Annotated in this window: 23 protein-coding genes and 1 pseudogene; 9 read left to right on the forward strand and 15 right to left on the reverse strand. The window is 60.2% G+C overall.

Going from position 1 to position 24,847, the window contains the following annotated elements; all coding sequences use genetic code 11:
* Positions 1–33 precede the first annotated feature (33 nt).
* From J4721_RS16110 to J4721_RS16125, 4 genes are read left to right on the forward strand one after another with little or no spacing between them, the layout of a single operon-like run.
* Positions 34–849: an ABC transporter permease gene (locus J4721_RS16110; RefSeq protein ID WP_102857722.1), complete on the forward strand. Its 816-nt coding sequence runs from the start codon at positions 34–36 to the stop codon at positions 847–849.
* Positions 846–2,453: an ABC transporter ATP-binding protein gene (locus tag J4721_RS16115; protein WP_211003136.1), complete on the forward strand. Its 1,608-nt coding sequence runs from the start codon at positions 846–848 to the stop codon at positions 2,451–2,453. Before J4721_RS16110 ends, J4721_RS16115 begins: the two co-directional genes overlap by 4 nt.
* Positions 2,450–2,923, forward strand: coding sequence for a GNAT family N-acetyltransferase (locus J4721_RS16120; protein WP_014873211.1), 474 nt, complete (start codon positions 2,450–2,452; stop codon positions 2,921–2,923). Before J4721_RS16115 ends, J4721_RS16120 begins: the two co-directional genes overlap by 4 nt.
* Positions 2,916–4,373, forward strand: coding sequence for an aldehyde dehydrogenase family protein (locus tag J4721_RS16125; RefSeq protein WP_211003152.1), 1,458 nt, complete (start codon positions 2,916–2,918; stop codon positions 4,371–4,373). Before J4721_RS16120 ends, J4721_RS16125 begins: the two co-directional genes overlap by 8 nt.
* A 125-nt stretch (positions 4,374–4,498) precedes the next feature.
* On the opposite strand, the gene pncB is transcribed toward J4721_RS16125, so the two are convergent.
* From pncB to pncA, 3 genes are all read right to left on the reverse strand, one after another.
* Positions 4,499–5,788 (reverse strand): nicotinate phosphoribosyltransferase, encoded by a 1,290-nt coding sequence (gene pncB, locus J4721_RS16130; RefSeq protein WP_211003190.1) that lies wholly within the window; start codon positions 5,786–5,788, stop codon positions 4,499–4,501.
* A gap of 64 nt (positions 5,789–5,852) precedes the next feature.
* A complete protein-coding gene (locus tag J4721_RS16135; RefSeq protein ID WP_211003154.1) occupies positions 5,853–8,117 on the reverse strand; it encodes a PAS domain-containing hybrid sensor histidine kinase/response regulator in 2,265 nt (754 codons plus the stop codon).
* Between the two features lie 58 nt (positions 8,118–8,175).
* Positions 8,176–8,781 carry a bifunctional nicotinamidase/pyrazinamidase gene (gene pncA, locus J4721_RS16140; protein ID WP_211003156.1) on the reverse strand — a complete coding sequence of 202 codons (606 nt, stop codon included), beginning with the start codon at positions 8,779–8,781 and terminating at the stop codon, positions 8,176–8,178.
* A gap of 121 nt (positions 8,782–8,902) precedes the next feature.
* Between pncA and J4721_RS16145 the strand changes: the two genes are divergently transcribed.
* The 3 genes from J4721_RS16145 (at position 8,903) to J4721_RS16155 (ending at position 11,276) form a co-directional block, all read left to right on the forward strand.
* Positions 8,903–9,817, forward strand: coding sequence for a rhodanese-related sulfurtransferase (locus tag J4721_RS16145; RefSeq protein WP_211003158.1), 915 nt, complete (start codon positions 8,903–8,905; stop codon positions 9,815–9,817).
* Between the two features lie 249 nt (positions 9,818–10,066).
* The gene (locus J4721_RS16150) at positions 10,067–10,282 is read left to right on the forward strand and encodes a hypothetical protein (protein ID WP_247656168.1); all 216 of its coding nucleotides are present in this window, start codon (positions 10,067–10,069) and stop codon (positions 10,280–10,282) included.
* A 4-nt stretch (positions 10,283–10,286) separates the two neighbouring features.
* Entirely contained in the window at positions 10,287–11,276 is a 990-nt protein-coding gene (locus J4721_RS16155; RefSeq protein ID WP_211003160.1) for a Hint domain-containing protein, read from the forward strand.
* A 95-nt stretch (positions 11,277–11,371) separates the two neighbouring features.
* On the opposite strand, the gene hpaH is transcribed toward J4721_RS16155, so the two are convergent.
* From hpaH to J4721_RS16205, 10 genes are all read right to left on the reverse strand, one after another.
* Entirely contained in the window at positions 11,372–12,172 is an 801-nt protein-coding gene (gene hpaH / locus J4721_RS16160; protein WP_211003161.1) for a 2-oxo-hept-4-ene-1,7-dioate hydratase, read from the reverse strand.
* On the reverse strand, positions 12,169–13,023 hold the full coding sequence (locus J4721_RS16165; RefSeq protein ID WP_211003163.1) for a fumarylacetoacetate hydrolase family protein: 855 nt from the start codon (positions 13,021–13,023) through the stop codon (positions 12,169–12,171). The genes hpaH and J4721_RS16165 overlap by 4 nt, the downstream gene beginning before the upstream one ends.
* Complete coding sequence (hpaD, locus tag J4721_RS16170; RefSeq protein WP_211003165.1) at positions 13,020–14,003, reverse strand: 3,4-dihydroxyphenylacetate 2,3-dioxygenase; 984 nt, start codon at positions 14,001–14,003, stop codon at positions 13,020–13,022. The genes J4721_RS16165 and hpaD overlap by 4 nt, the downstream gene beginning before the upstream one ends.
* The gene (gene hpaE / locus J4721_RS16175; RefSeq protein ID WP_076618403.1) at positions 14,003–15,514 is read right to left on the reverse strand and encodes a 5-carboxymethyl-2-hydroxymuconate semialdehyde dehydrogenase; all 1,512 of its coding nucleotides are present in this window, start codon (positions 15,512–15,514) and stop codon (positions 14,003–14,005) included. The genes hpaD and hpaE overlap by 1 nt, the downstream gene beginning before the upstream one ends.
* The gene (locus J4721_RS16180; RefSeq protein WP_211003167.1) at positions 15,511–15,900 is read right to left on the reverse strand and encodes a 5-carboxymethyl-2-hydroxymuconate Delta-isomerase; all 390 of its coding nucleotides are present in this window, start codon (positions 15,898–15,900) and stop codon (positions 15,511–15,513) included. The genes hpaE and J4721_RS16180 overlap by 4 nt, the downstream gene beginning before the upstream one ends.
* A 63-nt stretch (positions 15,901–15,963) precedes the next feature.
* Positions 15,964–17,223, reverse strand: a complete 1,260-nt coding sequence (locus J4721_RS16185) for a Tm-1-like ATP-binding domain-containing protein (protein ID WP_211003169.1) — start codon at positions 17,221–17,223, stop codon at positions 15,964–15,966.
* 9 nt (positions 17,224–17,232) lie between these two features.
* Complete coding sequence (locus J4721_RS16190; RefSeq protein WP_211003176.1) at positions 17,233–18,717, reverse strand: aldehyde dehydrogenase family protein; 1,485 nt, start codon at positions 18,715–18,717, stop codon at positions 17,233–17,235.
* A gap of 5 nt (positions 18,718–18,722) precedes the next feature.
* Positions 18,723–20,240: a tripartite tricarboxylate transporter permease gene (locus J4721_RS16195; RefSeq protein WP_211003178.1), complete on the reverse strand. Its 1,518-nt coding sequence runs from the start codon at positions 20,238–20,240 to the stop codon at positions 18,723–18,725.
* A gap of 12 nt (positions 20,241–20,252) precedes the next feature.
* Positions 20,253–20,792 carry a tripartite tricarboxylate transporter TctB family protein gene (locus J4721_RS16200; protein WP_014873195.1) on the reverse strand — a complete coding sequence of 180 codons (540 nt, stop codon included), beginning with the start codon at positions 20,790–20,792 and terminating at the stop codon, positions 20,253–20,255.
* Positions 20,793–20,858: 66 nt separating this feature from the next.
* A complete protein-coding gene (locus J4721_RS16205; RefSeq protein ID WP_211003180.1) occupies positions 20,859–21,803 on the reverse strand; it encodes a tripartite tricarboxylate transporter substrate-binding protein in 945 nt (314 codons plus the stop codon).
* Between the two features lie 116 nt (positions 21,804–21,919).
* On the opposite strand from J4721_RS16205, the gene J4721_RS16210 reads away from it, so the two are divergent.
* Positions 21,920–22,729 carry an IclR family transcriptional regulator gene (locus tag J4721_RS16210; protein ID WP_211003183.1) on the forward strand — a complete coding sequence of 270 codons (810 nt, stop codon included), beginning with the start codon at positions 21,920–21,922 and terminating at the stop codon, positions 22,727–22,729.
* Positions 22,726–24,072: an aminotransferase class III-fold pyridoxal phosphate-dependent enzyme gene (locus J4721_RS16215; protein WP_014873192.1), complete on the forward strand. Its 1,347-nt coding sequence runs from the start codon at positions 22,726–22,728 to the stop codon at positions 24,070–24,072. Before J4721_RS16210 ends, J4721_RS16215 begins: the two co-directional genes overlap by 4 nt.
* A gap of 116 nt (positions 24,073–24,188) precedes the next feature.
* On the opposite strand, the gene J4721_RS19805 is transcribed toward J4721_RS16215, so the two are convergent.
* Positions 24,189–24,389, reverse strand: coding sequence for a transposase (locus tag J4721_RS19805; RefSeq protein ID WP_247656169.1), 201 nt, complete (start codon positions 24,387–24,389; stop codon positions 24,189–24,191).
* A 98-nt stretch (positions 24,390–24,487) separates the two neighbouring features.
* Positions 24,488–24,700, reverse strand: a pseudogene (locus tag J4721_RS19940) (hypothetical protein); the annotation flags it as partial.
* Positions 24,701–24,847: the final 147 nt, after the last annotated feature.

Raw genomic sequence — 24,847 nt, forward strand, 5'->3', positions numbered from 1 at the left:
GCACCAGCCATTCTGCACTCCGCGAGGCCCACGATGACCCGTAGCCTCATCCTTGGCGGTGTCCTGTCCGCGCTGGTTCTGCTGGCCGCACTGCTGTCCTTCATCTGGACGCCTTACGACCATACCGCGATGAACATCCCCGCCAAGCTACAAGCCCCAAACGCCATACACTGGCTCGGCACCGATCACTTTGGCCGCGATATCCTGTCGATGATCATGGTTGGTGCGCGCACCTCAATTGCAGTGGCACTGGTGGCGGTGGGCATCGGCATGGGGCTGGGCGTGCCCTTGGGCCTTGCCGCTGCGGCCAAGCGCGGATCCTGGCTGGACGAAGGCATCATGCGCGCCAATGATCTGGTCTTTGCCTTTCCGTCGCTGGTGATCGCCATCCTGATCACCGCCATCCTTGGCGCCGGTGCGATCAATGCGATCATTGCGATCGGCATCTTCAACATCCCCGTCTTTGCCCGCGTCACCCGCGGCGCGGCGCTGTCGCTCTGGCAGCGGGAGTTCATTCTGGCCGCCCGTGTCGCAGGCAAGGGCGCGGCGAGGATTTCCGCCGAACATATCCTGCCCAATGTCGCCAATCTTCTGATCGTGCAGGGCACCATCCAGTTCTCGCTTGGCATTCTGGCCGAGGCGGGTCTCAGCTACGTCGGCCTTGGCGCACAGCCACCCCTGCCCAGCTGGGGGCGGATGCTGGCCGATGCGCAGACCATGGTCAGCCTCGCCCCCCATATGGCGCTGGTGCCGGGCTGCGCGATCATCCTCACCGTTCTGGGCCTCAACCTGATGGGGGACGGGCTGCGCGACTGGCTGGACCCCAAATTGCAGGGGGGCCGCGCATGACCCTCCTTGAGATTACCAACCTGTCGCTCTCCATCGGAGCGTTTCCGATCCTGCGGGATGTCTCCCTGTCGGTGGACCCCGGCGAGATCCTCGCCATCACCGGCGAAAGCGGGTCCGGCAAATCCCTGACCGCGCTGACCATTCTGCGCCTTTTGCCCAATTGCACCCGCCTTTCCGGGCATCTGAGCCTTGAGGGCCAGGATCTCCTGTCGCTGAGCGAGGAACAGATGTGCGATCTGCGCGGGCGCAAAATCGGCATGGTGTTTCAGGAACCGATGACCGCGCTCAACCCGGTGCAGAGCATCGGTGATCAGGTGATGGAAACCCTCCTGCTGCACAGCAGCGCCACCAAGGCGGAAGCCGAGACCGAGGCGCGCAGCCTGCTGGACCGGGTCGGCCTGCCTGCCGAACGCTTCCCGCTCAGCCGGTATCCGCATGAGCTGTCCGGTGGGCAACGTCAGCGGGTGGTGATCGCCATGGCCATCGCCATGCGGCCGACGCTCCTCATAGCGGATGAACCGACCACCGCACTGGATGTGACAACGCAGGCGCAGATCCTTGATCTGCTGCGTGATCTGGTGCGGGACTACGGGATGGGGATGATCATCATCACCCATGATCTGGCGGTTGTCGCCGATATGGCCGATCGCATCATCGTCATGCGCAAGGGCGAGGTGGTCGAGACCGGCAGCACGGCGCAGCTCCTTGCCAATCGCCGCCATCCCTATACTCAGAAACTCTTTGCCGCCTCGAACCATCAGGCCGACCTGCCCCCGGCGGTGGATACCCATCCGCAGGACACGCCCCTTCTGGAGGTGCGCAACGCGGTGCGTGACTATCCCCTGCCGCGCAAACGTCTGTTTGCACCCGCCGAACAGATGCGCGCGGTGGATCACGTCAGTTTTGCCCTGCATCGTGGCGAACGGCTGGGGCTGGTGGGCGAATCCGGCTGCGGGAAATCCACCCTGACCCGCGCCATTCTGGGGCTGGAACCGCTGCAAGGTGGGGAGATCCTGCTGGATGGCACCCCGCTTTCGGGCAAAGGGTTGACCGCTGAGCAGCGGCGCAAGATGCAGGTGGTGTTTCAGGACCCCTTCGGCAGCTTCAATCCGCGGCACCGGGTGGCACGGCTGATCACCGAACCCTTTCACGGGGTTCCTGATGCCCCAACCGGGCAGGAGCGGGACGACCGCGTGGCAGAGGCGCTAAGTGCCGTAGGCCTCAACCCCGATGATGCAGGTCGCTATATTCACCAGTTTTCCGGCGGCCAACGTCAGCGCATCGCCATTGCGCGCGCGCTCATCACCCGGCCGGAGCTGATCCTGTTTGATGAGGCGGTCTCGGCACTGGATGTCTCCGTGCGCGCGCAGATCCTCGATCTGATGGCCGAGCTGTGCAGCGCCTATGGGCTCAGCTATCTGTTCATCAGCCACGACCTGCATGTGGTGCGCAGCATGACCGACCGCTGTCTGGTCATGCAAAAAGGTCAGATCGTGGAACACGGCAAGACCGAAGACCTCTTTGCAGACCCGCAGCATCCATACACAACATCCCTGATCGCCGCCGCCCCGGTGCTGCCCGATCTGGCAACGGGGGCGGCATGAGCTTTCGACTGACCTTGATCCTGCCGCGCGAACGGGCGCGACTTGCAGCGGCGCTGACGCGGTATTACTCCGAAATTGCCCCAAACCTGCGGATCGACCCGAGCGAGCGTGCAGGCCAGATGCTGCACCGCAAGGATGTGACCGCTTTCTGGATCCGTCAGGAGGAGGACCGCATCGGGTTTGCCATCGTGCTCAACCTGCCTGATGATCGCCGTGAGCTGTCGGAGTTTGCCATTGATCCCGCCTATCGCAGGTTGGGGCACGGCCATGCAGCCGCCAGCCTGATCTTCGCCGAATTTCCCGGCTATTGGCGCATGGGGATTTCCGCAGGCTCGCCCAATGCGGTGGCGTTCTGGGGCACCTGTCTCAGCGCCCTCAAGGGGGTCGAGCAACTGCGCGACGGCGCGCCCTTCACGGACCATCAGGTCAAGAGCTACAGTTTCTACATTGCAGGAGACCAGAATGACTGATGCAGCACCTCTTTGGTTTGATCCTGCACTCTGCCTGATCGATGGCAGCTGGCAGGCGCCTGCCGGTGGAGGAACCCTGCCGCTGACAAACCCGTCGGATGGCAGCCCCCTCTGCCAGATTGCGCGAGGTGACGCCCGCGATATTGACGCCGCTGTTGCGGCCGCCCGCGCCGCTCTGGATGGTCCCTGGGGCGGGATGACCGCGACGGAACGCGGGCGGCTTCTGACCCGGATGGGCCAGATGGTGCTGGAACGTGTCGATACCCTCGCCCAGCTGGAGGCGATGGACGTCGGCAAACCGCTGACACAGGCGCGTGCCGATGCGGTGGCGCTGGCGCGGTATCTGGAATTCTACGGCGGCGCGGCGGACAAGCTGCATGGCGAGACCATCCCCTATCAGGCCGGTTATACCGTCTACACCCTGCGCGAACCGCATGGGGTGACGGGGCATATCGTGCCCTGGAACTACCCGATGCAGATCATTGGACGCTCTGTCGGGGCGGCGCTTGCCATGGGCAACGCCTGTGTTCTGAAACCCGCCGAGGAAGCCTGCCTGACCGCGCTTGCCTTTGCCCATATCGCGGTGGAGGCCGGGTTGCCCGCAGGCGCGCTGAACGTGGTTCCGGGCATCGGCGCCGAGGCTGGCGCGGCATTGGCGGGGCATCCGGGCGTTGATCATATCTCCTTCACCGGGTCGGTCAGAACCGGCGCGCTGGTGCAGCAGGCGGCAGGGGCCAATGTGGTGCCGGTCACCCTCGAACTGGGCGGGAAGTCTCCGCAGCTGGTGTTTGACGATGCCGATCTGGAGCCCGCCCTGCCGTTTCTGGTGAACGCAGGGATCCAGAATGCAGGCCAGACCTGTTCCGCCGCTTCGCGTATTCTGGTGCAGCGGGGTGTCTACGATCAGGTGCGCGCCGCGATGGCCGCGGCCTACAGCCAGCTGACCGTGGGGCCGGCCCTGTCCGACCTGCGTCTGGGACCGCTGATTTCAACCCGCCAGAAAGAAATCGTCGAGGGCTATCTGGCCAAGGGCGCGGACCTGACCATCGCGGGCCAGGGCGTGCTGAGTGAGGAGGCCAGCGACACGGGCGCCTATGTGCGCCCAACCCTGTTTGCCGATGTTGTCGCAGATCATCCGCTGGCGCAGGAAGAAATCTTTGGCCCGGTGCAGGTGCTGATCCCGTTTGAGGATGAGGCAGAGGCGGTCAGGATTGCCAACAGCACCGACTACGGGCTGGTTGCGGGCATCTGGACCCGTGACGGCGCCCGCCAGATGCGGCTGGCAAAACGCCTGCGCGCGGGTCAGGTCTTCCTCAACAACTATGGTGCAGGCGGCGGGGTTGAATTGCCTTTTGGCGGGGTCGGAAAATCCGGCCACGGGCGCGAGAAAGGCTTTGAGGCGCTTTATGGGTTTTCGCAGCTGAAAACTGTCGCGGCTTATCACGGCTAGATTGACCCCGACGTTTAGGTCATAGGATCTGCCCAATTGTTTCGCGTGCGAAACATTGGGGCAGACCTGTTGCCGCAACTTGTTGGGAACCTTGCCAGACAGGCCGCAAAATACGCGAAGTATTGCTAGACAATTACCGCCTGGCTTTGCTGCTCTCCCACACCAAACACCCGTTTGTAGCGGTCGATTTCGGCCGCTGTACCCATCGCCTTTTCCGGGTTGTCGGAGAGTTTCACCGTGGGGTTGCCGTCAGCGGATACGGCCTTGCACACCAGCGAGAAGGGGGCCAGCGCATCATCTGGCACCAATCCACGGAAGTCATTGGTCAGCAGGGTTCCCCAGCCAAAGGACACTTTGGTCCGGGCGGAGAACTGCGCGTGCAGTTCCTTGATCTTGGCCACATCCAACCCATCGGAGAAGATCACCCGTTTGTCCTGCGGGTCCTCGCCGCGGTCCTGCCACCAGCGAATGGCGGTTTCCGCGCCGCTGGCCGGATCGCCGCTGTCGATACGGATGCCGGTCCACCCCGCCAGCCAGTCCGGCGCGCGATCAAGGAAGCCCCTGGTGCCATAGGTGTCGGGCAGGATGATGCGCAGATTGCCCTCATGTTCATCATGCCAGTCGGACAGCACGTCGTATGGCGCCTGCGCAAGGGCCATGTCATCCTCCGCAAGCGCGGAATAAACCATCGGCAGTTCGTGCGCGTTGGTGCCGATGGCCTCCACCTCGCGACGCATCGCGATCAGGCAGTTCGAAGTGCCGGTGAATTTGTCGCCCAGCCCCTCCATCATGGCCTGCACGCACCAATCCTGCCAGAGAAACCCGTGGCGACGGCGGGTGCCGAAATCGGCAATGCTGAGGCCGTCGATGTCGCGGAGCTGTTCGATTTTTTCCCAGACACGGGTCATGGCGCGGGCGTAAAGCACCTGCAGTTCAAACCGGCCCATGCTGTTGATCACCGCGCGGCTGCGCAATTCCATTAGCACAGAAAGCGCCGGGATCTCCCAGAGCATGACCTCGGGCCATTTGCCCTCAAATGTCAGCTCATATTGGTCGCCCTTGCGTTCCAAATGGTAAGGCGGCAGGCGCAGCCCCTCGAACCACTCCATGAAATCAGAGCGGAACATCTGACGTTTGCCGTAAAAGGTGTTGCCGCGCAGCCAGGTGCTCTCGCCGCGAGACAGCGACAGGGAACGGATGTGATCCAACTGCTCGCGCAGCTCTCCCTCGTCGATCAGATCCGCCAGCGGGATATGTTTGGAACGGTTGATAAGTGAAAACCGCACATGGGTGTCGCGATGATTGCGAAACACCGACTGGCACATCAGCAGTTTGTAGAAATCCGTGTCGATCAGGGATCGCACGATCGGATCGATCTTCCACTTGTGGTTATAGACGCGGGTTGCAATGTCCACAGGCGGCCTCATCCATCGTGTTTCAATGGTTGATAAAACAGCCCGCAGCCGGGAGCAAAGGAAATCAGACCGCGGCGCTGCGTCCCTCTGCCGGACAATGTTTGCGCAGGACCGCTAGCAGATCATCGCGATTGATCGGTTTGCTGAGAAAATCATCCATACCTGCCTTCAGACAGGCCTCACGGTCGGAGTCAAAGGCGTTGGCGGTCAGCGCCGCGATCACCGGCTGACGAATGTCCATCTCGCGGATATTGCGAGTGGCATCCAGCCCGTTCATCACCGGCATCGACATATCCATCAGGATCACATCGGGGGCAAAATCAGGCGTTTTCTCCAGCGCCTCCGCCCCGTCTACGGCAAATTCGAGCGTCACAGGTTCATCCTGCAGGTATTTCTCCACAAGAAGGCGGTTGATCCTGTTGTCCTCCGCCACGAGGATGCGCAGCCCCTCTAGGGACCGGCCCGCCTGCTGGGCGCTGGCCGCAACCTCGGCGAGGTTGGCCCCGGTGGCGGGCTGCATCCGCAGATGCACCGAGAAACAGGACCCTTTGCCCGGGTCTGAGGTGACGTCGATCTCGCCGCCCATCGCCTCGCACAGCAGGCGCGAAATGGTGAGACCCAGACCGGTGCCCCCGAACCGTCGGGTGATGGCTGCATCCGCCTGAGAGAAGCGTTCAAAGATCTGATCCTGCTTCTCCTTGGCAATGCCGATGCCGGTATCGGTCACAGAGAAGCGCAAGCGCAATCTGTCGCCCACGCGGCTGGTCGTGACTGCGACCCCTACGCCGCCGGTGTCGGTGAATTTCACCGCATTGCCGACCAGATTCAGCAGCACCTGACGCAGGCGCCGGTCATCGCCGTTGATGATGCGCGGCACGTCGGGTGCAATATTCAGATCAAGGGTGATGCCCTTCTCCTGTGCCTGCGGTTCAAACAGCTGCAAGGTCTGCTGGAAACAGGCGGGCAGATCGAAATCCACCTCGCTGAGGATCACCTCGCCGGCGTCCATCTTCGACAGATCAAGCACATCGTTGATCAACGACAGAAGGGTACGGGCCGAGCCGAGGATGGTGTCGGCATAGAGTTTCTGTTCCTCATCCAGCTGGGTGCGTTCCAGCATCTGCGCCATGCCGATGACACCATTCATCGGGGTCCGGATTTCGTGGGACATGGTGGCGAGGAATTCGGATTTCACCCGGGCGCCCTCCTCCGCCGCGATCCGGGCATCTTTCAGCTGCTGTTCATATTGTTTGGCGGCGGTGACATCGCGTTCGACGGCAATGATGGTTTCCACCGTGCCATCGTCGCGCAGCATCGGCACCTGATTGGTCTCCAGCCAGAGCAGCTGGCCATCCTTGCGCCGGTTGCAGATCTCCAGCCGGAAGGGTTTGCCAGTGGCACGCCCCTTCTCCAGCGCCCGCACCACCGCCATATCGGTGTCATCCCCGTTGAGCAACGCGCCCGGCATTTTGCCGATCGCCTCATCGTAGCGATAGCCAGTGATCCGGGTAAACGCCTCATTCACCCAGCTGATCCGGCCTTTCTCATCCATGAGAAACACGCTGTCGTTGGCATTTTCCGCCACCAGAGCCAGCCGCTGGGATTGCAGTTGCTGGGCCTGCAGCTTTGCATTGATCTGAGCGAGCTGCTTATGCTGCAGCGCCATGGCCAGAGTGTTCTTGCGGCTGCGGTTGTAACGACCGACGATGAAACTGACAAAGAAGAAGACACTGAAGTAGAGCACCCCCAGACCCGCGATCTGGAACAGTTGCACCTCATCCATACCGCCGCCGGATTCGATGATGGATTCAAGCGTGATCGCGACCAGCGGTGTCAGGCCATAAACTGCCAGCCGCGTGATACCAGCAGGCACATTGTAGGGCAGGATCACGGTGGCATTGATGGCCGCACCGATCAGGATACCTACGGTGAAAAGCGGCGTGGCATGGGCCTGATGCAGGTGATCGGCAGAATGCATGAAGACCGATGGTGACCAGGCCAAAAACGCGAGTGACAGGGCCTGAATTGCGGCGGTGATCCCACTGATCACCTGCACCTGCCGAAAGCGCCCATTCTCCCCTATGGGCGTAGCCCGGGCGAGGTAGACCGTGTCCAGCATGTCCCCAAAAAAGGCAACGAGAAAGACCAGCAGACCAACCAGCGGAAAGGTCAACAGCCCGATCAGCGCCGAAAGCCCCGCCATCGTCATCTGGCGATAGACAAAGTACTGGCGCCGCCCATCCGCATACCGGTTGAGCAGCCCGCGCTGGCTGTATCGCCTGTTGTAGGTTTCTAATGGCCCGTTTTTGAGCGCATCGGCCTGCGACATCTGCTTGCTAGGTCCCTGATGACGACGAGTCTGTTATTATCGTCAATTCGTTAACAACTTACCCAAGGGCATCCCTCAGGTGCACGCCAGCTGTCTGCATCTTCGATATGGCCGCCGCCAGTGACCCATCCAGGTCAATCGCCCGGCAGGCCGTCAGGTCAACCGTCACATCATATCCCAGCCGCGCGGCATCCAGCGCAGAGAAGGCAACGCAGAAATCAGTCGCCAGCCCAACCAGCGTCACATCCGAAATCCCGCGTTCCTGCAGGTAGCCGTGCAAGCCGGTTGCCGTGCTCTGGTCATTCTCAAAGAACGCCGAATAGCTGTCTATCTCACGCCGGTAACCTTTGCGCAGGATAAGATCCCCGCGCAGGTCCAGATCCGGATGGAACTGGGCGCCTGCGCTGTCGATCACACAGTGCTCCGGCCACAGAACCTGTGGGCCATAGGGCATCTCGATCATATCATATTCGGCAGCATCGCGATGTTGCGAGGCAAACGAGCTGTGGTCGCCGGGATGCCAATCCTGGGTCATCAGAACCGCATCATATTGCGCCATCATCGCATTGATCGGGGCCACAACCTGATCCCCATCCGGCACCGCCAGAACGCCGCCCGGGCAAAAGTCCATCTGCACATCAATCACGATCAAGGCTTTGGTCATAAGGGTCTCCGCAACTTTGGTAACAGGGGTACGCGTCGCAAACCCACCCGTCAACAAAGCTGCACCGATGTCGCGGCCCGCCATCTTGCAGCGGCTTGTCTGCTTGGTGTAAAGCGGCGCCATGTATACGATTGCTGCGCTCTACCACTTCACCCGTTTCGACGATCCTGCCGCCATCAAACCGGCGCTGCTGACGCTTTGCGATGCACAGCAGGTCAAAGGCTCCCTGCTGCTGGCTCAGGAAGGGATCAATGGCACCATCGCCGGCCCGCGGGCCGGGATTGATGCGGTGCTGGCGCATATCAGGGCACTGCCGGGATGCAGCGATCTGGAATGGAAGGAAGCCAGCAGCGATAAGCCGCCCTTTGGCAAGATCAAGGTGCGGCTGAAAAAGGAGATCGTGACCATGGGCCAGCCGGACATCGATCCGCGCGCCCGCGTCGGCAACTATGTGGAGCCGGAAGACTGGAATGATCTGATCCGCTCGGACGATGTGGTGGTGATCGACACCCGCAATGACTACGAGGTCGCCATCGGCACCTTTGAGGGTGCCATCGACCCGAAGACCGAGAGTTTTCGCGAATTCCCCGCCTGGTGGGAGCAGAACAAGGACCGGTTCCACAACAAACGTGTGGCGATGTTCTGCACCGGCGGCATCCGCTGCGAGAAATCCACCAATTTCCTCATTGGTCAGGGCGTCGAGGATGTCTATCACCTGAAAGGTGGCATCCTGCGCTATCTTGAGGAAATGCCGAAAGAAGACAGCAGCTGGAATGGCGACTGTTTCGTCTTTGACAGCCGGGTCTCCGTTGGCCATGGATTGCAGGAAGGCCCACATGAGCTGTGTAACGGCTGCCGCCGTCCCATTCTGCCCGAAGATAAGGCCAACCCGGCCTTTGAACAGGGCGTATCCTGCCATCTCTGTATCGATGAAACCTCAGAGGCCGACAAGACCCGGTTCCGGGAACGCCAGAAACAGATGAAACTGGCGCGGGAACGCGGCGACGACCACCTGGGCCATCTGCCGCTGCGCTGATCCTGACGCAAGGCCCGGAACCTATGTCTGGTGCCCGACGTGAACGCCCGGCACAGAACCCGGGCGCAACAGTCCTGCACGAAGACATGCGCCCCCATTGTCGCCATGCAACAGCCCGGTTAAATTCCCCAGGGTCAGTTGCCGTCCGAGCGATAGCCGGGCGATGGCGTAAATCGATAATGTGTTTGGAGAAACGGCGCACTGCCCTAAGGTGCTAGATAGTCCTGCCTGAAGAGTGAGCCGAGGTTAATGGCGATGAGCAAGAATGCCGCATTCTGCGCTGAACTGAAGTCCCGCAACGGGATTGAGGTTGATCCGGCGGAGCGTCAGCCGGTCGAGGCTGAACTGGGCGCCGATGCAATTCAGTACAAATTGACCCCAGCCGGTCTGCGCCAGCTGTTCCAATCGCTGTCGGATCAGTCTCTGTCGGGCGGGGACACCGCCGATACCGGATCGCGAGGGTAGCGCGATGCCACAGTATACAGTCACAGCCTTCAGGTGGAGCGGGACTGGCTATAACGCCCAGTACAACACCTCCTATACCGCCACATTGGACGATGACGACGCGAGTTATCAGGGGGGGGGCGACGGCAATGAAAGCATCAGCATCAATGGCGGCGCCTTCGGCGGATCTGCGGGTACGCCTTATGCGATCAATGTTTCCTTCACCGATACTGGCGGCACCGCCCATATTGAAACTTTCTATTTCTTCAATACCGGTGGCAATTGGTATTTCGTGCCCGGGCCGGATTCTGAGTTTACGGTCGGCGCGACGCTGGGCAGCTATCAGAACCATACTTCGGGCTGGAATTATTCCAACATCACCTGTTTTGCCCGCGGCACGCTGATCGAGACGGATCGTGGCCGGATCGTGGTTGAGGCCCTTGTTGCCGGGGATCGCGTTCTGGTCGCGGACGGCAGCTATCGTCCGCTGCGCATGGTGATGAGCCGCAAGCTGTCGGCCGCTGAGGTGGCGGACAACCCCAAGCTGAGACCTGTCAGAATCACCGCCGGTGCGCTGGGGCATGGATTGCCGGAGCGCGACCTTCTGGTGTCGCGACAGCACCGGATGCTGGTGTCGTCGAAAATCTCGGAGCGGATGTTTGTTGCCCCTGAGGTTCTGGTGGCTGCGGTGCGGCTGACTGAACTTCCCGGTATTTTTGTCGAACCAAGCGGAGAGCCGGTCGAGTATTTCCACCTGCTATGCGACCAACACGAGGTGATCTTCGCCGAAGGGGCCCCGACCGAAAGTCTGTTCACCGGCGCCGAGGCGCTGAAAGCCCTGTCCCCGGAGGCCTATGAGGAAATTACCCTGCTGTTTCCCGAGTTGCTTGCCACACAGGCCGCAGCCCGGTCAGCCTGCCCGATCCCCAGCGGCAGACAGCAACGCCAGCTGGTGGCGCGGCATCTGAAGAACAACAAACCCATCCTTGGGTGCGCCCCGACCGGCGCGCCGTAACACGCAGCCCGGTGTGCACGCAGGCAGGGATACCCTCGGGAAAGTTCGACTGAGACAGCAAGGCAACGCAGATCGCCATCGGCCATCATATGCGTTTATGCAAAGCCGATCTCTACTGCGCCGAAGGGCCCGAAATCCGCAGCGATATCTGTGCCAGAGGGGCATTCGACAGGGCGGATGAAGCTGCCCGACAGGATAATCTGACCCGGTTCGATGCGCTGGCCATATTGCGCCATGCGGCGGGCCAGCCAGACCACGCTTTCGACCGGATCGTTGAGCACGCCAGCCCCGAGACCGGTCTCCTCAACCTCTCCATTCCGACTGGTGATCGCCCCGACCCAACGCAGATCAAAGGCGTCGACCGCATGGCGCTGCGGTCCCAGTACGATACCTGCATTGGCAGCGTTATCGCTAATGGTGTCGAAGACATTTCGGCTCTGCCCGGTGGCATGGTCCTGACGCTCTATGCGGGTATCGAGAATTTCGAGAGCGGGCGCAACATAATCGGTGGCGGTCAGAACGTCGGTGCGAGTGACACCACTGCCGCCAATCGCAGTTTTCATGACAAAGGCGATTTCCGCTTCTACCCGTGGCTGGATAAAATGGCCCTTGGGAACACGCCCACCATCGGCAAACAGCATGTCATCAAAGAGGATCCCGCTGTCGGGAATGTCGATATTCAGGGCATATTGCATCGCCTTGGACGTGAGCCCGATTTTCCACCCGATGACCTGACGTCCTTGGTCCAGTTTAGCCTGATGAATCGCTGTCTGGATGGCATAGGCATCGTCCATGCCCATCTCGGGGTGCCGCAGGCTGAGCAACCCGATCTGCCGACCAGTTTTCTCCGCATGTAATAAATCCGCAGCGGCCTGCGCATGGTCCTGCGGCGTCATGGCTGTTCGTCCTCAATCGTGTTTCTGAGAATGCCTATACCCGTCACTTCGACCTCAACCACATCGCCGGGTTTCAGGAACTGCGGCGGATCCAGCCGTGCGCCGGACCCGGTGGGGGTGCCAGTCACGACAATATCGCCCGGCTCAAGCGTCATGAAGGTGGAGATATATTCGATCTCCCGCCGGATTGGGTGCATCATGCGCGACAGGACATCGTCCTGCCTAACATCCCCGTTCACACGGGTGATGATCCGCGCGTCATCCAGCTGCGCCGGGTCCCGGAACGGCACCAGCCAAGGGCCGATGGCACCAGAGTTGTCCCAGTTCTTGCCCTGGGTGACGTTGAATTTTGCGTGGCGCACCCAATCGCGGATGGTGCCTTCGTTGCAGATGGTCAGCGCGGCGATATGGTCATAGGCGTCGGCCTGTGCGATACGCCGCCCGCCTTTGCCGATGACAATCGCCACCTCGCCCTCATAGTCGAGCATATGGCTTTCGGGGGGGCGGATGAGCGGGCGATTGTGGCCGGTGAAACCACTGGCAAAGCGGGGGAACAGCGACATGTATTTCGGCTGTTCGCTGCCGTCTTTGTATTCGGCGTTGCGGTCTGGAAAATTGACGCCGACACAGAGGATCCGCCGCGCATTGGGCAGCACCATGTCGTACTGCACGTCTGTGTGGGTGACGGATCTGCCCTCGGCCGTGACAATCAGCTGATCCAGCCCGCCCGCGCGCACCACATCCAGCAGGGTCGGCCATTGCGGGAAGTCCGGGCTAAGAGCGATCATCCCGTCATCGGTTGCGGCCCCGTAGAAAGCCTGCCCGGCGGCGCTGTAACTTGCAAACTTCATGGCGCGATGATCGGGCTGGCTTGTAACTCCGACTCCTTCGGCGTGACGCCGACAAAACGGCTGCCATGTTTGAACCAGCTTTCCGGGGCCGGCGCCCCCCAGAGCGTCTGGCGCTGCGGATCCTTCAGATCCCATTTGATCGGCTCAAGGTCGGGATCGACGGTCTGATAATCCGAACAGTAGATTTCGATCCGGTGGCCATCGGGATCGAGGATATAAAGGAAGAAGGCGTTGGAAATGCCATGTCGGCCGGGGCCGCGTTCGATATTGGTCACATAGCCGGTGGTCGCCATCAGATCGAGCAGGTCGATGATATTGAGCGGGTTCGGCACCCAGAAAGCCACATGGTGCATACGCGGGCCGGTGCCATTGGTGAAGGCCATGTCATGCACGCCACCTTTGCGATGCAGCCAGGCCGCCCAGAGTTTCTTGCTGTCTTCGTCTTCGGTATATTCCGTCACCCGAAAGCCGAAATCACTGTAGAAGGCGACCGAGGCATCGACATCATGGCTGAAGCAGTTGAAATGATCGATCCGCAAAGGTTTCACACCACGATAGAGCGCATATTGCTGGTGGATCGGCTCCAGCCGGTCCATCTTGTGGTAGAATTCCAGCGGAATACCCATGTTGTCCGAAGTCAGCAGTGTACGCCCCTGATACGAGCGCTGCACCCATCCGGTTGGCCGTCCTTTCTTGCGGAAATAGGCGTCGGCGCGGTCCAGATCCTCCTCGTCAAAGGTCTTGAACCCCATCACCTCAACCGTACCCGGCTGATCTGATTGTTGCAGGATCACGCAGTGATGGCCGCGCTCCTCCATCGCGCGCAAATAGATGCGGTTTTCATCCGCATCGCTGACCCGCAGGCCAAGGATCTCGGTATAGAATTTTTGCGAGGCAGCCAGATCCTTGACGTTCAGGCAGACATGGCTGAGCCGGATCGTGTTGAAGTCGGGATAGAGATTTGGGGCTGGGACAGGCATCAGAGCGCTCCTAACTTCGTAATCTTGTGGGAGCCGGTGGCGAAACCGATGTGTTTTTGCTCCATGTAGAATTCAAACGACCAATCGCCGCCGTCGCGACCAATACCGGAGGCTTTGACGCCACCGAAGGGCGTTGGTAGATGGCGCACATTCTCTGAGTTCACCCAGATCATGCCCGCTTCCAGCCTGTCGGTGAAGCGCAGCGCCCGAGTTAGATCGTTGGTCCAGAGATAGCCGGTAAGCCCGTACGCCGTGTCATTGGCCAGCGACAGCGCCTCTGCTTCGGTGGTAAACGGGATCGATGTCAGCACCGGGCCAAAGATCTCCTCCTGAGCGATACGCATGTCATTGCGCGCATCCGTGAACAGGGTGGGCCTTATGAAATACCCCTCTTCGCCTACGGGTTCGCCGCCGGCCGCAATGGTTGCGCCCTCTTTCGTCGCAATATCGAAATAGCTGGTGACCTTGTTGAAATGCTCTTCGCTGACAAGCGGCCCGATTTCTGTCGTGGGGTCCAGCGGGTGACCAACCTTGATATTGTTGATGCGCTCGATCAGCCGGGCTTCAAAATCGTCCCTTATACTGTCTTGTATCAGCAACCGCGACGAGGAGGTGCAGCGTTCCCCGTTGATCGAGTAGATCATGAAAATCACTGCATCCAGAGCGCGCTCAAGATCTGCATCCTCAAACACGATGACGGGGTTTTTGCCGCCCAATTCGAGATGGTTGCGTTTCAGTGTGTCTGCGCCCTGTTTGGTAATCAGGCTGCCAGTGCGCGACTCCCCGACGAAGGCGATGGCCCTAATCGCCGGATGTTCGCAAAGCGCCTTGCCCGCCTCATCGCCAAACCCGTTGACCGTATTCAGCACTCCCGGCGGCAGGCCGGCCTCCTCAGCGATTTCGACAAGCAGGCGGGCTGTCAGCGGCGACGCTTCGGCGGGTTTGTGAACAACCGTGCAGCCTGCGGCAAGCGCCGGCGCAATCTTCCAGGTCGAGAGCATGAAGGGCGTGTTCCAGGGGGTGATCACCCCAACCGGGCCGATAGGCACACGGGTGGTCACATTCATCAGCGTCGGGGATTGCAGGTGCTGCCCGTCCCGGGCCTGCACCACCTGATCCGCAAAATAGCGAAAATTCTCGGCCCCGCGCAGGGCGGCCTTGGACATGAATTTGTAGGCTTGGCCGGTATCCCAGCATTCACAGAGTGCAATCTCCTCTGCACGCGCCTCAATGCCCTCTGCAATGCGGATCAGAATTTTCTTGCGCTGGACCGCAGGCAGATCCCGCCATTCCGCGAAGGCCTGTCGCGCAGCCTGAGCGGCAGCATCGATGTCAGCCGCCGTCCCATGAGCCACATCACAGATCACGCTTTTGTCCACCGGCGAGATGGTCTGGAACACGCCAGCCCCTCCGGCCACATCCGCGCCTGCAATCCGATTCCGGATCCCTGTGTCGCGGAACCGCGCAAGATAGCTCTCCAATTTGCCGATATTGCTGTCGAGCTGGCTCATGCCTTGTCCTCCATATGGTCGCGGATGTTTCCGAATTTGGGCGAGAGCTCAGCGTCGATGTCGCGCATCTCCGCTGAGAGCGCGATGGGGCGGCTCTCCATCGCGGTGCGGGCAAAATCGCAAAGCACAGAAAATACGCGCGCAATGGCGTCTTTCTTGGCCGCCTGGCTGCGCCCGGCACGCAGGCGGATGGACAGGTCAATGAACCCGTGCGCCGGATTGCCATCCGCCATCGCCACATGGTCCACCCGAACAGCCCGAACACGGATCCCCGCGGTGGGAAAGGTCTCGATCTGCGCCGCTTCGGCACGGAGTGCCTCGCAGAGTGCCGTCATGTCCAACGCCTCCTCAAGGTTGGCAGAATATTCGATCTGGAAATGCGGCATCACGGGATCCTGCGTGGTATTGGCGATGTATTACTTATCAAGTTAAATAAAAAGACGCCTGTGTCAATGTTGTGATCCACCAATCCGCCGTTCCGGCAAAATGATGCCTTCGGCGCACCAGCTGTCAAAAATCTCCAACACTTTGTCAGCGAAGTCGGCATCATTGATGTGGCTGTCGATGCGATGCGCGGCGACATGCGCGGGTAGTCTTGCCTCAAGCTCCGCCAGGAAGGTCGCCAAACCGGCGCTGTCATGGAGGTCGGCACCCTCCCGATCCCATTCTCCCAGCCCTCGTTCAGGCAGTATCATGGCGACGGGGCCGGTAGCGGTTGCCAGCTGCGTCGCATGGGCCTGCGCGACCTGCCGCCGCTCCTCCGTGTTGAGCACAACCGAGGTCAGCAGGCGATTATGCGCATGGGTGGGATGGTCGACCCATTTCTCCGCAACCGGTTGCCAGCCAACCACATCAACGAGATCATAGCAGCCAGGCGCCACGATCTGCGGTGTACCTATGAGACCCGCATTGGTCAGCCGATCCGCTCCGGCGGAGATGGCTGATCCGTGGATCTGGTTTCCCAGTTCCTGCGTGCAGAAGTCAAACACGCAGGCAAAGGTCTGCTGCCGTGCGAGGCTTTCAAACGCCCGCCCACCCATGCCTGTGGCGTGAAATACTGCGACCTCAAAACCGCGCGCCTCTAGCGCCGGCTTCAGCGGGATCACATATTTCAGCGCGGAGGTGCCAAGGGACATGATCCCGATCAACGGTTTATCCGGGTCCGGCATCTGCACAGCCCGCGCTGCACCGAGAACCGCCCCGGCTGCCTGACTGAGCGAGGCCCTGCACACGGAGTTAAGCCCATATAGCCCCCCCGCCCATAAGATCATCTGGGTATCGGGCGCCAGTCGCTGGGCAGGGATCAGCGGCGAGAAAGCGACCGTTGAGACGATGTATTTAGGCACCCCAAGCGGCAATGCGGAACAGACATCAAGTGCCAGATCGGTGCCCATGGTGCCACCCAGAATAATCACGCCGTCAAAGGCGGCAGCGCTGTGCAGCCGCGCCGCCAGTACGCAGGCACCGCGCGCCATGATCTGCATGGCGGTGTTTTCATCCCCGCTGTCGATGGCAGCCTGGATAGAACTGTCACCAGCCGTTGCCACATCATGTTTTGAATAGTCGGTCGGGATCGCAGGATCGCCCAGCACCGAGACATCCATGGTCAGTACCTGGCCGCCCTGCTCGTGGATCACCCCCGCGAGGAAGCTCAACTCATCGTCTTTGGTATCATAGGTGCCGATCACCAGAATGGTTTTATTGGTCATGCCACCCCCTCAGAGTTTCATCCATGCGGTTTTCAGGTTGATATATTTGTCGATGGCGTGGAGCGATTTATCTGCGCCATTTCCGGATTGCCCGACCCCGCCAAGAGGCACCGTTCCGTCTGCTCCGCCATAGGTGTTGACGTGCATGACACCGGTTCTCACGCCCTGCACCATGCGATGCGCCCGGGTCAGCCCGGAAGTCCAAACCGCGCCTGCAAGACCGTAGACCGTGGCATTGGCAATCCGCAGGGCTTCGGCGTCAGTCTCAAATGGCGTGACCGCAAGCACCGGGCCGAAGACCTCCTCTTGTGCCAGAGTTGCATCAGGCGTCACACCGGTGACGATTGTGGGGGCCATGTAGGACCCGCCGGTTTCCGACAACAGACGCTGCCCCCCGGTGATGATCTGTCCTCCCTCGACCTCAGCTCTGGCGACAAATTGCAGGTTCCGGGCCAGCTGTGCTTCTGAATTGATCGCGCCGATCTGCGTGTCGAGCCGGAGCGGGTCGCCGACCCGCATCATCTGCGCTGCCTTCGCCACCTCTTCGACAAAGGCGTCATGAATCGAGGCCTCCACCAAGAGCCGCGACCCCGCCACGCAGACCTGACCCGAGTTGCGAAAAATACCAGCGGCGGTGACCTTCGCCGCATCTGCCAGATCCGGCGCGTCGGCAAAAACGATATTGGGGGATTTACCGCCCAGCTCCAGATACACACGATTCAGATTGGAGCGCGCGGCATACTCCATCAGACGGCGCCCGGTTTGCCCTGATCCGGTGAAGACCAAAACGTCAACATCCATGGAGAGCCCCAGCGCCTCCCCCACCACTGCGCCTTCACCGGTGACCGCATTCAGAACACCCGGCGGTAGTCCGGCCTCCAATGCCAGTTCCACCATACGCATCAGCGAGAGTGACGCCGTTTCAGACGGCTTCAGAACCACAGAGTTCCCCATCGCCAGCGCTGGCGCCAGCTTCCATGCGCCAATCATCATCGGGAAATTCCAAGGGATGATCGCACCCACGACGCCGACCGGTTCCTTGTGGACCATTCCCAGGACGTCGCTAGAGGTTGGAGCGATCTCGCCATAGATTTTGTCCAGCGCTTCTGCATAGTAGCGGATGGTTGCGGCAGCGGATCCCGGTTCGGCCTTCAGTGCCATCGTGATCTCGGTGCCATTGTCGCGCACCCCCAGAACCGCCAGGTTCAGCGCGTCGGCCTCAATCAGCTCCGCCCATTTCATCAGCACCTTCTTACGCGCGGCCGGAGGTTGTCCGGCCCAGCGACGGTCCTCAAAGGCCGCGCGGGCGGAGGCGATGGCGCGCTCCATATCTATCACTGTTCCCCGTGCGATCTGGGTCAGCCGCCGCCCGTCAATGGGTGAAAGCACGTCCATCGTCGCCCCATCGGAGGCAGCAACCTGCTGCCCGTCAATCAGATGTGAAAAACACGGCACAGGCTGCGCACGCAGGGTGTCAATTTTGGTTTGGTCCATTGGAGTTACCTTGTCTGGCTGTCGTGCAAATCGTGATCTTCATCCGGTTGATGCAACTGCCATTCCCGCACCAATGCGCGGATATGCAGCGCCAGAACCAAAACGATCAGCGCAAAAAGGATGAAGGAAATCGGGCGGTCGATCATATCCAGTGGTGTCTTGAGTCTTGGCAGGGCCGAGCGCAGCTTGACCTCCATGATGCCGCCCAGAACCATGCCCAGAATAATCGGCACAATCGGCAGGTTCAGGCGTTTGAGGATCAGGCCAAGAACGCCAAACCCTGCGGCGATCATACAATCCGTCAGGGAGTTCCGCAGCGAGTAGACCCCGACAAAGGACAACAGCAGGATCAACACACCCAGAAACCGGGTCGGGATCCGGATAATCCGGGTCAGCAGGTTGGTAGACACCATCAGAAAGGCCACCACGATCACATTCAGCAGTATCAGCGCCAGATAGAGGCCATAGACCAGATCGATATTGTTCTGAAACAGCTGTGGGCCGGGGATGACATTGTGAACATAGAACACTGACAGCATCATGGCGGTCAGAGCCTCGCCCGGAATACCAAGCGCCAGCAGCGGGATCATGGCCGCAGCCGGGACGGCGTTGTTTGCAGCCTCTGAAGCGATCAGCCCTTCGGGAGAGCCTTTGCCAAACAGATCCGGCGTCTTGGAGGTTTTCTGCGCGTAGGTGTAGCTCATGAACTGGGCCGTAAACTCACCAGTGCCGGGGATCATGCCCAGGATCACACCGCAGCCGGAGGCAACCGTGGCAACCCGCTTGTGACGCATCAATTCACGTATGCCTGCACTCATGCGTCCGGACACGGGTTTGGCATCCGGACTGTTGTCCGGTGTCGTAAGCAGAAAAAACGCCTGACTGAGCGCAAAGAGGCCAAGCACGACCACTATCAGATTCACGCCGGAGCTGAGAAAGGTCAGACCAAAAGTGTAGCGCTGGGTATAGGCCACCGCATCCAGGCCGATAGTCTGCAGAAAGATACCAAACATTGCCAACACACCGGCTGCGAATATCTGACCGCGGTGGGCGAGGATCACCAGAACAACCCCAAGAAGCGCCGCCAGAAAGATCTCTCTGGACCCAAACATCGGAGCCACCAGCGCCAACACCGGCGACAACAGGATCAAGCAACCGATGCCAAAGATCCCGCCCCAGAAAGATGCGCTATAAGCCAGCGAAAGTGCACGGTGAGCGTCACCTTTCTGTGTCATCGGGTGGCCATCGTAAGAGGTGAGCGCATTGACCGCCGTGCCCGGCGTATTGATCAGGACCGCCGGAATTGCACCGCCATACATGGAGGAGCCGTAAATCCCCAGCAGCATCGTCAGCCCTACGATGGGGTCGAATGCGAAGGTCGCAGGCAGAAGGATTGCGATGGCGACCGCAGGCCCGACGCCCGGAATCGCACCAATCACGACGCCGCCGATTGACCCGATCAACAGCGCAGCAACCACGTCCCAGCGTGCTAGCATCTCGGCTCCGGCGAGGAGGTTTTCCATCGAGTGTTCCGTTCAGAAATAGGTCAGCATGACTTGGCGCAGCCCGTCCGGCAGTGCCTCATAGACAAGGCCGGCGGGCAAGTTCACCTTCAGCAGGGTTTTGAACAGCAGCACGATCACCCCTGCAGAAGCTGCCGCACTGGCAAGTGCTGCTGGTCGCCGGTAGCCGGCCCGCAGGGCCAGAGCGACTGCGAAAAGGACCGTGGCCGGAAGATAGCCCGCATATGGGACGGCGGCCGCATAGGCGATAAACCAACCAGCATATTCCAGTGAGGACAGCCAGAGCCAGACCTCCTGCCAGCGACCATGAATACGCTCAGACAGAGCCGAACCAAGCAGGTGAAGTGCCGCAAAACCCGCCATGCCTGTCAGTGAGACCGCAGGCCAGAACCGGGGCTGGGCAAACAGAGGACCACCTTTGCGCCACGCAGTCTGATCGTAAAGTTGCGCCAACAGCAGCAGCGCCACAATGAGGATAATCCAGGCAAACACGATATCGCCCGGTCTGCGATAGCGTTTGAACAAGGCTTGAAGCGTATTGACCCGCGACATTGGTTCCCCCGTCGTCGTGAATGGTCGTCACCGGGCGGTGCCACCGCCGGGCTTCCCGGGACGTGCTTATTCGGAGAGCATCTTCTCAATCTGGGCCATGGTCTCGGTATCGGTCTGAATCTGTGTGACCACTTCCGCCGCTGGCTGCCAGTAGACCGCCGCACCCGTTTCTGCAGCAAGGGCCTGAGCCCGATCAGACATCACGGTTTCCTGCGCGACGGCAATGATCTTGTCGCGTACATCCTGCGGCGTTTCCTTGTGAACAAACAGCCCATTCCAAAGCGACACATCCAGATCCGGCGCCAACTCTGCAACGGTCGGCGCCCCGGAGGTCAATGGGATCCGCTCTGAACCGATGGAGGCGAGAACCTTCACATCATCAAGGCAAGGCAGGATCAGCTGCAGCGTGGTGTTGATCACATCCACATCCCCAGAGGCCAATGTGTTGCAGTCCAGCGCATCAAACGCCGCATCCGAAGCGTAGGAAAACCCCATTTCTTTGGCCAAACCCAAAGTCACCTGAGTTGGGACCAGCGGCGCTCCGAAATGACCCAACACCACATCGTTTTCTGCCGCATGAGCCGCCAGTCCGGCGATATCATCATAAGGCGCATCAGCGCCGGCGGCGATTACAAACGGGTAGGTCAGAAAATTGCCCAATGGGACAAATGGATCCGGGCTCAGCTGCGGAATACCGATCTGCGGGCCAACCACCGGGATCGCGATAATAAAGGAGCCGATGGTGTAGCCATCCGCAGGTGCCTCCGCCACAGCAACCGCACCAGGGAATGGCCCACCGCCACCGCCGGGTTTGTTCACAACGGCAGTTGGAACATCATAGGCCGCCGAGAAATCCTCTGCGATCATGCGGGTCAGAACGTCCTCCAGATCGCCGGGCGGCCATGGCACCACAAATTCTACGGGTTTCTCTGGGTATTCGGCATGGACCGCACCGGCAGCAGCTGCGGTGACCAAGGCAAGCGCGGTAACAGAGCTTTTGAATTTCGACATGTTTCCCCTCCCTTATATCGGTTCACATATTAAACCGATGTTACGTAAAAAAGGTTGCCTTGCTATCTATCATGTGTCAAATTTTTTCTGACTCCACAGGAACGGTGACCGACGACATGTCCTCTGCAACCAAAACGCTGGCACTTCTGTCGCACTTCTCGGCTGACCGTCCGGAAATCGGCCTATCACAGCTGTGCAGGATTGCCGGGCGTGACAAGGCAACCACCTATCGACACATACAAGCCCTTGAATTAGCTGGATTTGTAGAGCAGAATCCGACGACAAAGCACTATCGGCTGGGACCCGCAATCCTGCAGCTGGCGCAGGTGCGGGAGGCCACTGTCCCCCGCAAGCTTGGTGCTCAATTGCCGCTGTCGCAGCTCGCCGACGTAACTGGAGAGACGGCGCATGTCTCGGTTGTGTCAGGCACCACACTCTACGCATTGGCGTCCTGCGAATCCCCCCGGCACGGCACACGGGCGATCATCGACATCACGACTTTTCCACTTCATGCGACGGCATCAGGCCTCTGCGCGCTGGCTTTTGGTCCTGATGCCATGCTGGACGCTGCACTCTCGCAGATGGACAGGTTCACACCGCATACCGCCACCACTGCCGCGGCGCTGCACGATCTGATCACCGATGCGCGCGCAACCGGTTTTGGCTGTTCTGACCGCAGCTTCGAGGCGGAGATCCATAGTCTTTCTGCGCCGCTCTATGATCAGACCGGTCTGTTCGCGGGCGCCGTTTCGGTGGCCAGCGTCGCCACGCGTGTCTCCCCCGAGCAAGAGCAGTTGATCAAAACAGAACTGATCAGAGCCAGCCGCGAAATCACCCGAAACTGGGGGGGGCAGCTCCCGGTAAACGTCACATCTGCCTGGGCCAGCGGGTCCAATCGGCACTATGAAACGGATTCTACGTCATGACAGAGTCAAACTTCCTCAAGGAACACAACGGCCGCCTGATGTGGCACCCGATGACGTCGCCGCAGGACAGTGTCGCACAGCCGCCCAAGATCATCACCGGTGCCGAGGGCGTATTCATCACGGACATTGACGGCCATCGGGTCATCGACGGGGTTGGTGGCCTTTGGAATGTGAACCTCGGCTATTCCTGCCAGCCGGTTAAGGACGCAATGGCCGCTCAGCTGGACAAGCTGCCCTACTATTCGACATTTCGCGGAACCTCGAATGATGCTGCAATTGAGCTGTCCTATGAGCTCAGCCGGTTCTTCGAACCAGATGGGCTCAGCCGAGCCTTCTTTACCTCGGGCGGCTCTGATTCGGTGGAGACCGCGTTGCGACTGGCGCGGCAATATCACAAACTGCGTGGCGACAGCGGCCGAACCAAATTCCTCAGCCTCAAAAAAGGCTATCACGGCACCCATATCGGCGGCGCCTCGGTAAACGGAAACGCCAATTTCCGTACTGCTTATGAACCCTTACTTCCCGGCTGTTTTCATATCCCCGCCCCTTATACCTATCGCAACCCCTTCGATGAAAGCGACCCGGAGCGTCTGGCGCAACTCTGCGCCGCAGCACTGGAGGATGAGATCGCTTTTCAGGGCGCCAATACAATTGCCGCGATGATCATGGAGCCAATCCTCGGGGCAGGCGGTGTGATCCCGCCCCACCCATCATTTGCGCCAATGGTCCAGGAGATCTGCAATCGCAACGGCATCCTGTTGATCACCGATGAGGTGATCACGGCTTATGGGCGCACAGGGGCCTGGTCTGGTGCCCGCCTCTGGGGCATCCAGCCAGACATGATGTGTACCGCAAAAGCCATCACAAACGGCTATTTCCCGTTTGGTGCTGTTATGTTGGGTGCCCGGATGATTGAAGTCTTCGAGGACAACCCCGATGCCAAGATTGGCCATGGCTATACTTATTCCGGCCATCCCGTCGGTGCGGCGGCCGCACTTGCCTGTCTCGCAGAGATGCAGCGCCTGAATGTGACTGCAACAGCAGCGGCGCGCGGTGCGCAGTTATATGAGGGCTGTCTGGCCCTGAAGGAGCGTTTTGATGTCATCGGCGATGTCCGTGGCGGCTACGGGTTAATGATAGCGCTCGAACTGGTGAGCGATCGCCAGACACGGGCCCCGCTTGACGGGCGTAGGGCCCTGGCCCTTCAGGAGGCCTGCTATGAAGCCGGTGCGCTGATCCGGGTTTCGGGTCCAAACGTGATACTGTCTCCACCGCTCATCATGAGTGAAGCCGATACGCGCGGTTTGCTAGACGCCCTACGCGTGGGTCTTTGCGCGACCTAACACGGGATAGCGCTCTGGCGTGGATTCGGTGCAGCCCGCTACGCCGCGTCAGCAGCGTAGCGCCACGGCATGAGTTCAATCAGACGTGTGATTTTATCGTCCGCGATTTGGGCCACTTATTCAGTCGTCCAGATTTCCAGATCATCGGGCAGAGACTTTGACCGGGATTGGTGCAGCCGGACGCGCTCCTCTGGCTGCAGGCCCCTTGCGCCTTTTTCCACGGCATAGAGTTCTGCGATACGGGGGATCCCCGCTTCAGAAACGGCCAGCCCTTGCGATTGGAGCACATCAACGAACTTGCGCCGTATATGAGCCATGTACTCCCTAGCAGGCGCATGCGAAGCATGCTGCCGAGAAGGCAAGCAACTTCACTGACAGCGCCAGAGCGGTACAGGTCATTGAAGCCAGAATATCCTTCAGCGTGCATCCAGCCTTTGTAATTGGTCAAATGAGCCGAAAGGTGTTCACCTTTCCTATTGGATGTGAACCGGTACCAGGCGGCAAGCGGATCAGCTCTACCATTCCTTCGACTTAGAACCTCTTTGAAGTGTATCTGGGTGATATCGATCAGTCCGGAACGCCTGCCACGTGTGCCATTGCCGCGTGAGCGGCTTCGTCCTTGGGCTATTCGCGGTCATGGCGTGCGTCGGGGAGTGTCTGCCTGCACTTCTCCGTCTTCGGCCCGCCCCCTCATGCCTATGTGATCCCATAACGCTGGAAAGCGCTTTGACCGTTAGCTCCTGCCATATTGGCTGCTGCTTCTGTGATTTTCCGT

The organism is Phaeobacter sp. HS011, assembly GCF_018101215.1.
Classification (GTDB): Bacteria; Pseudomonadota; Alphaproteobacteria; order Rhodobacterales; family Rhodobacteraceae; genus Phaeobacter; species Phaeobacter inhibens.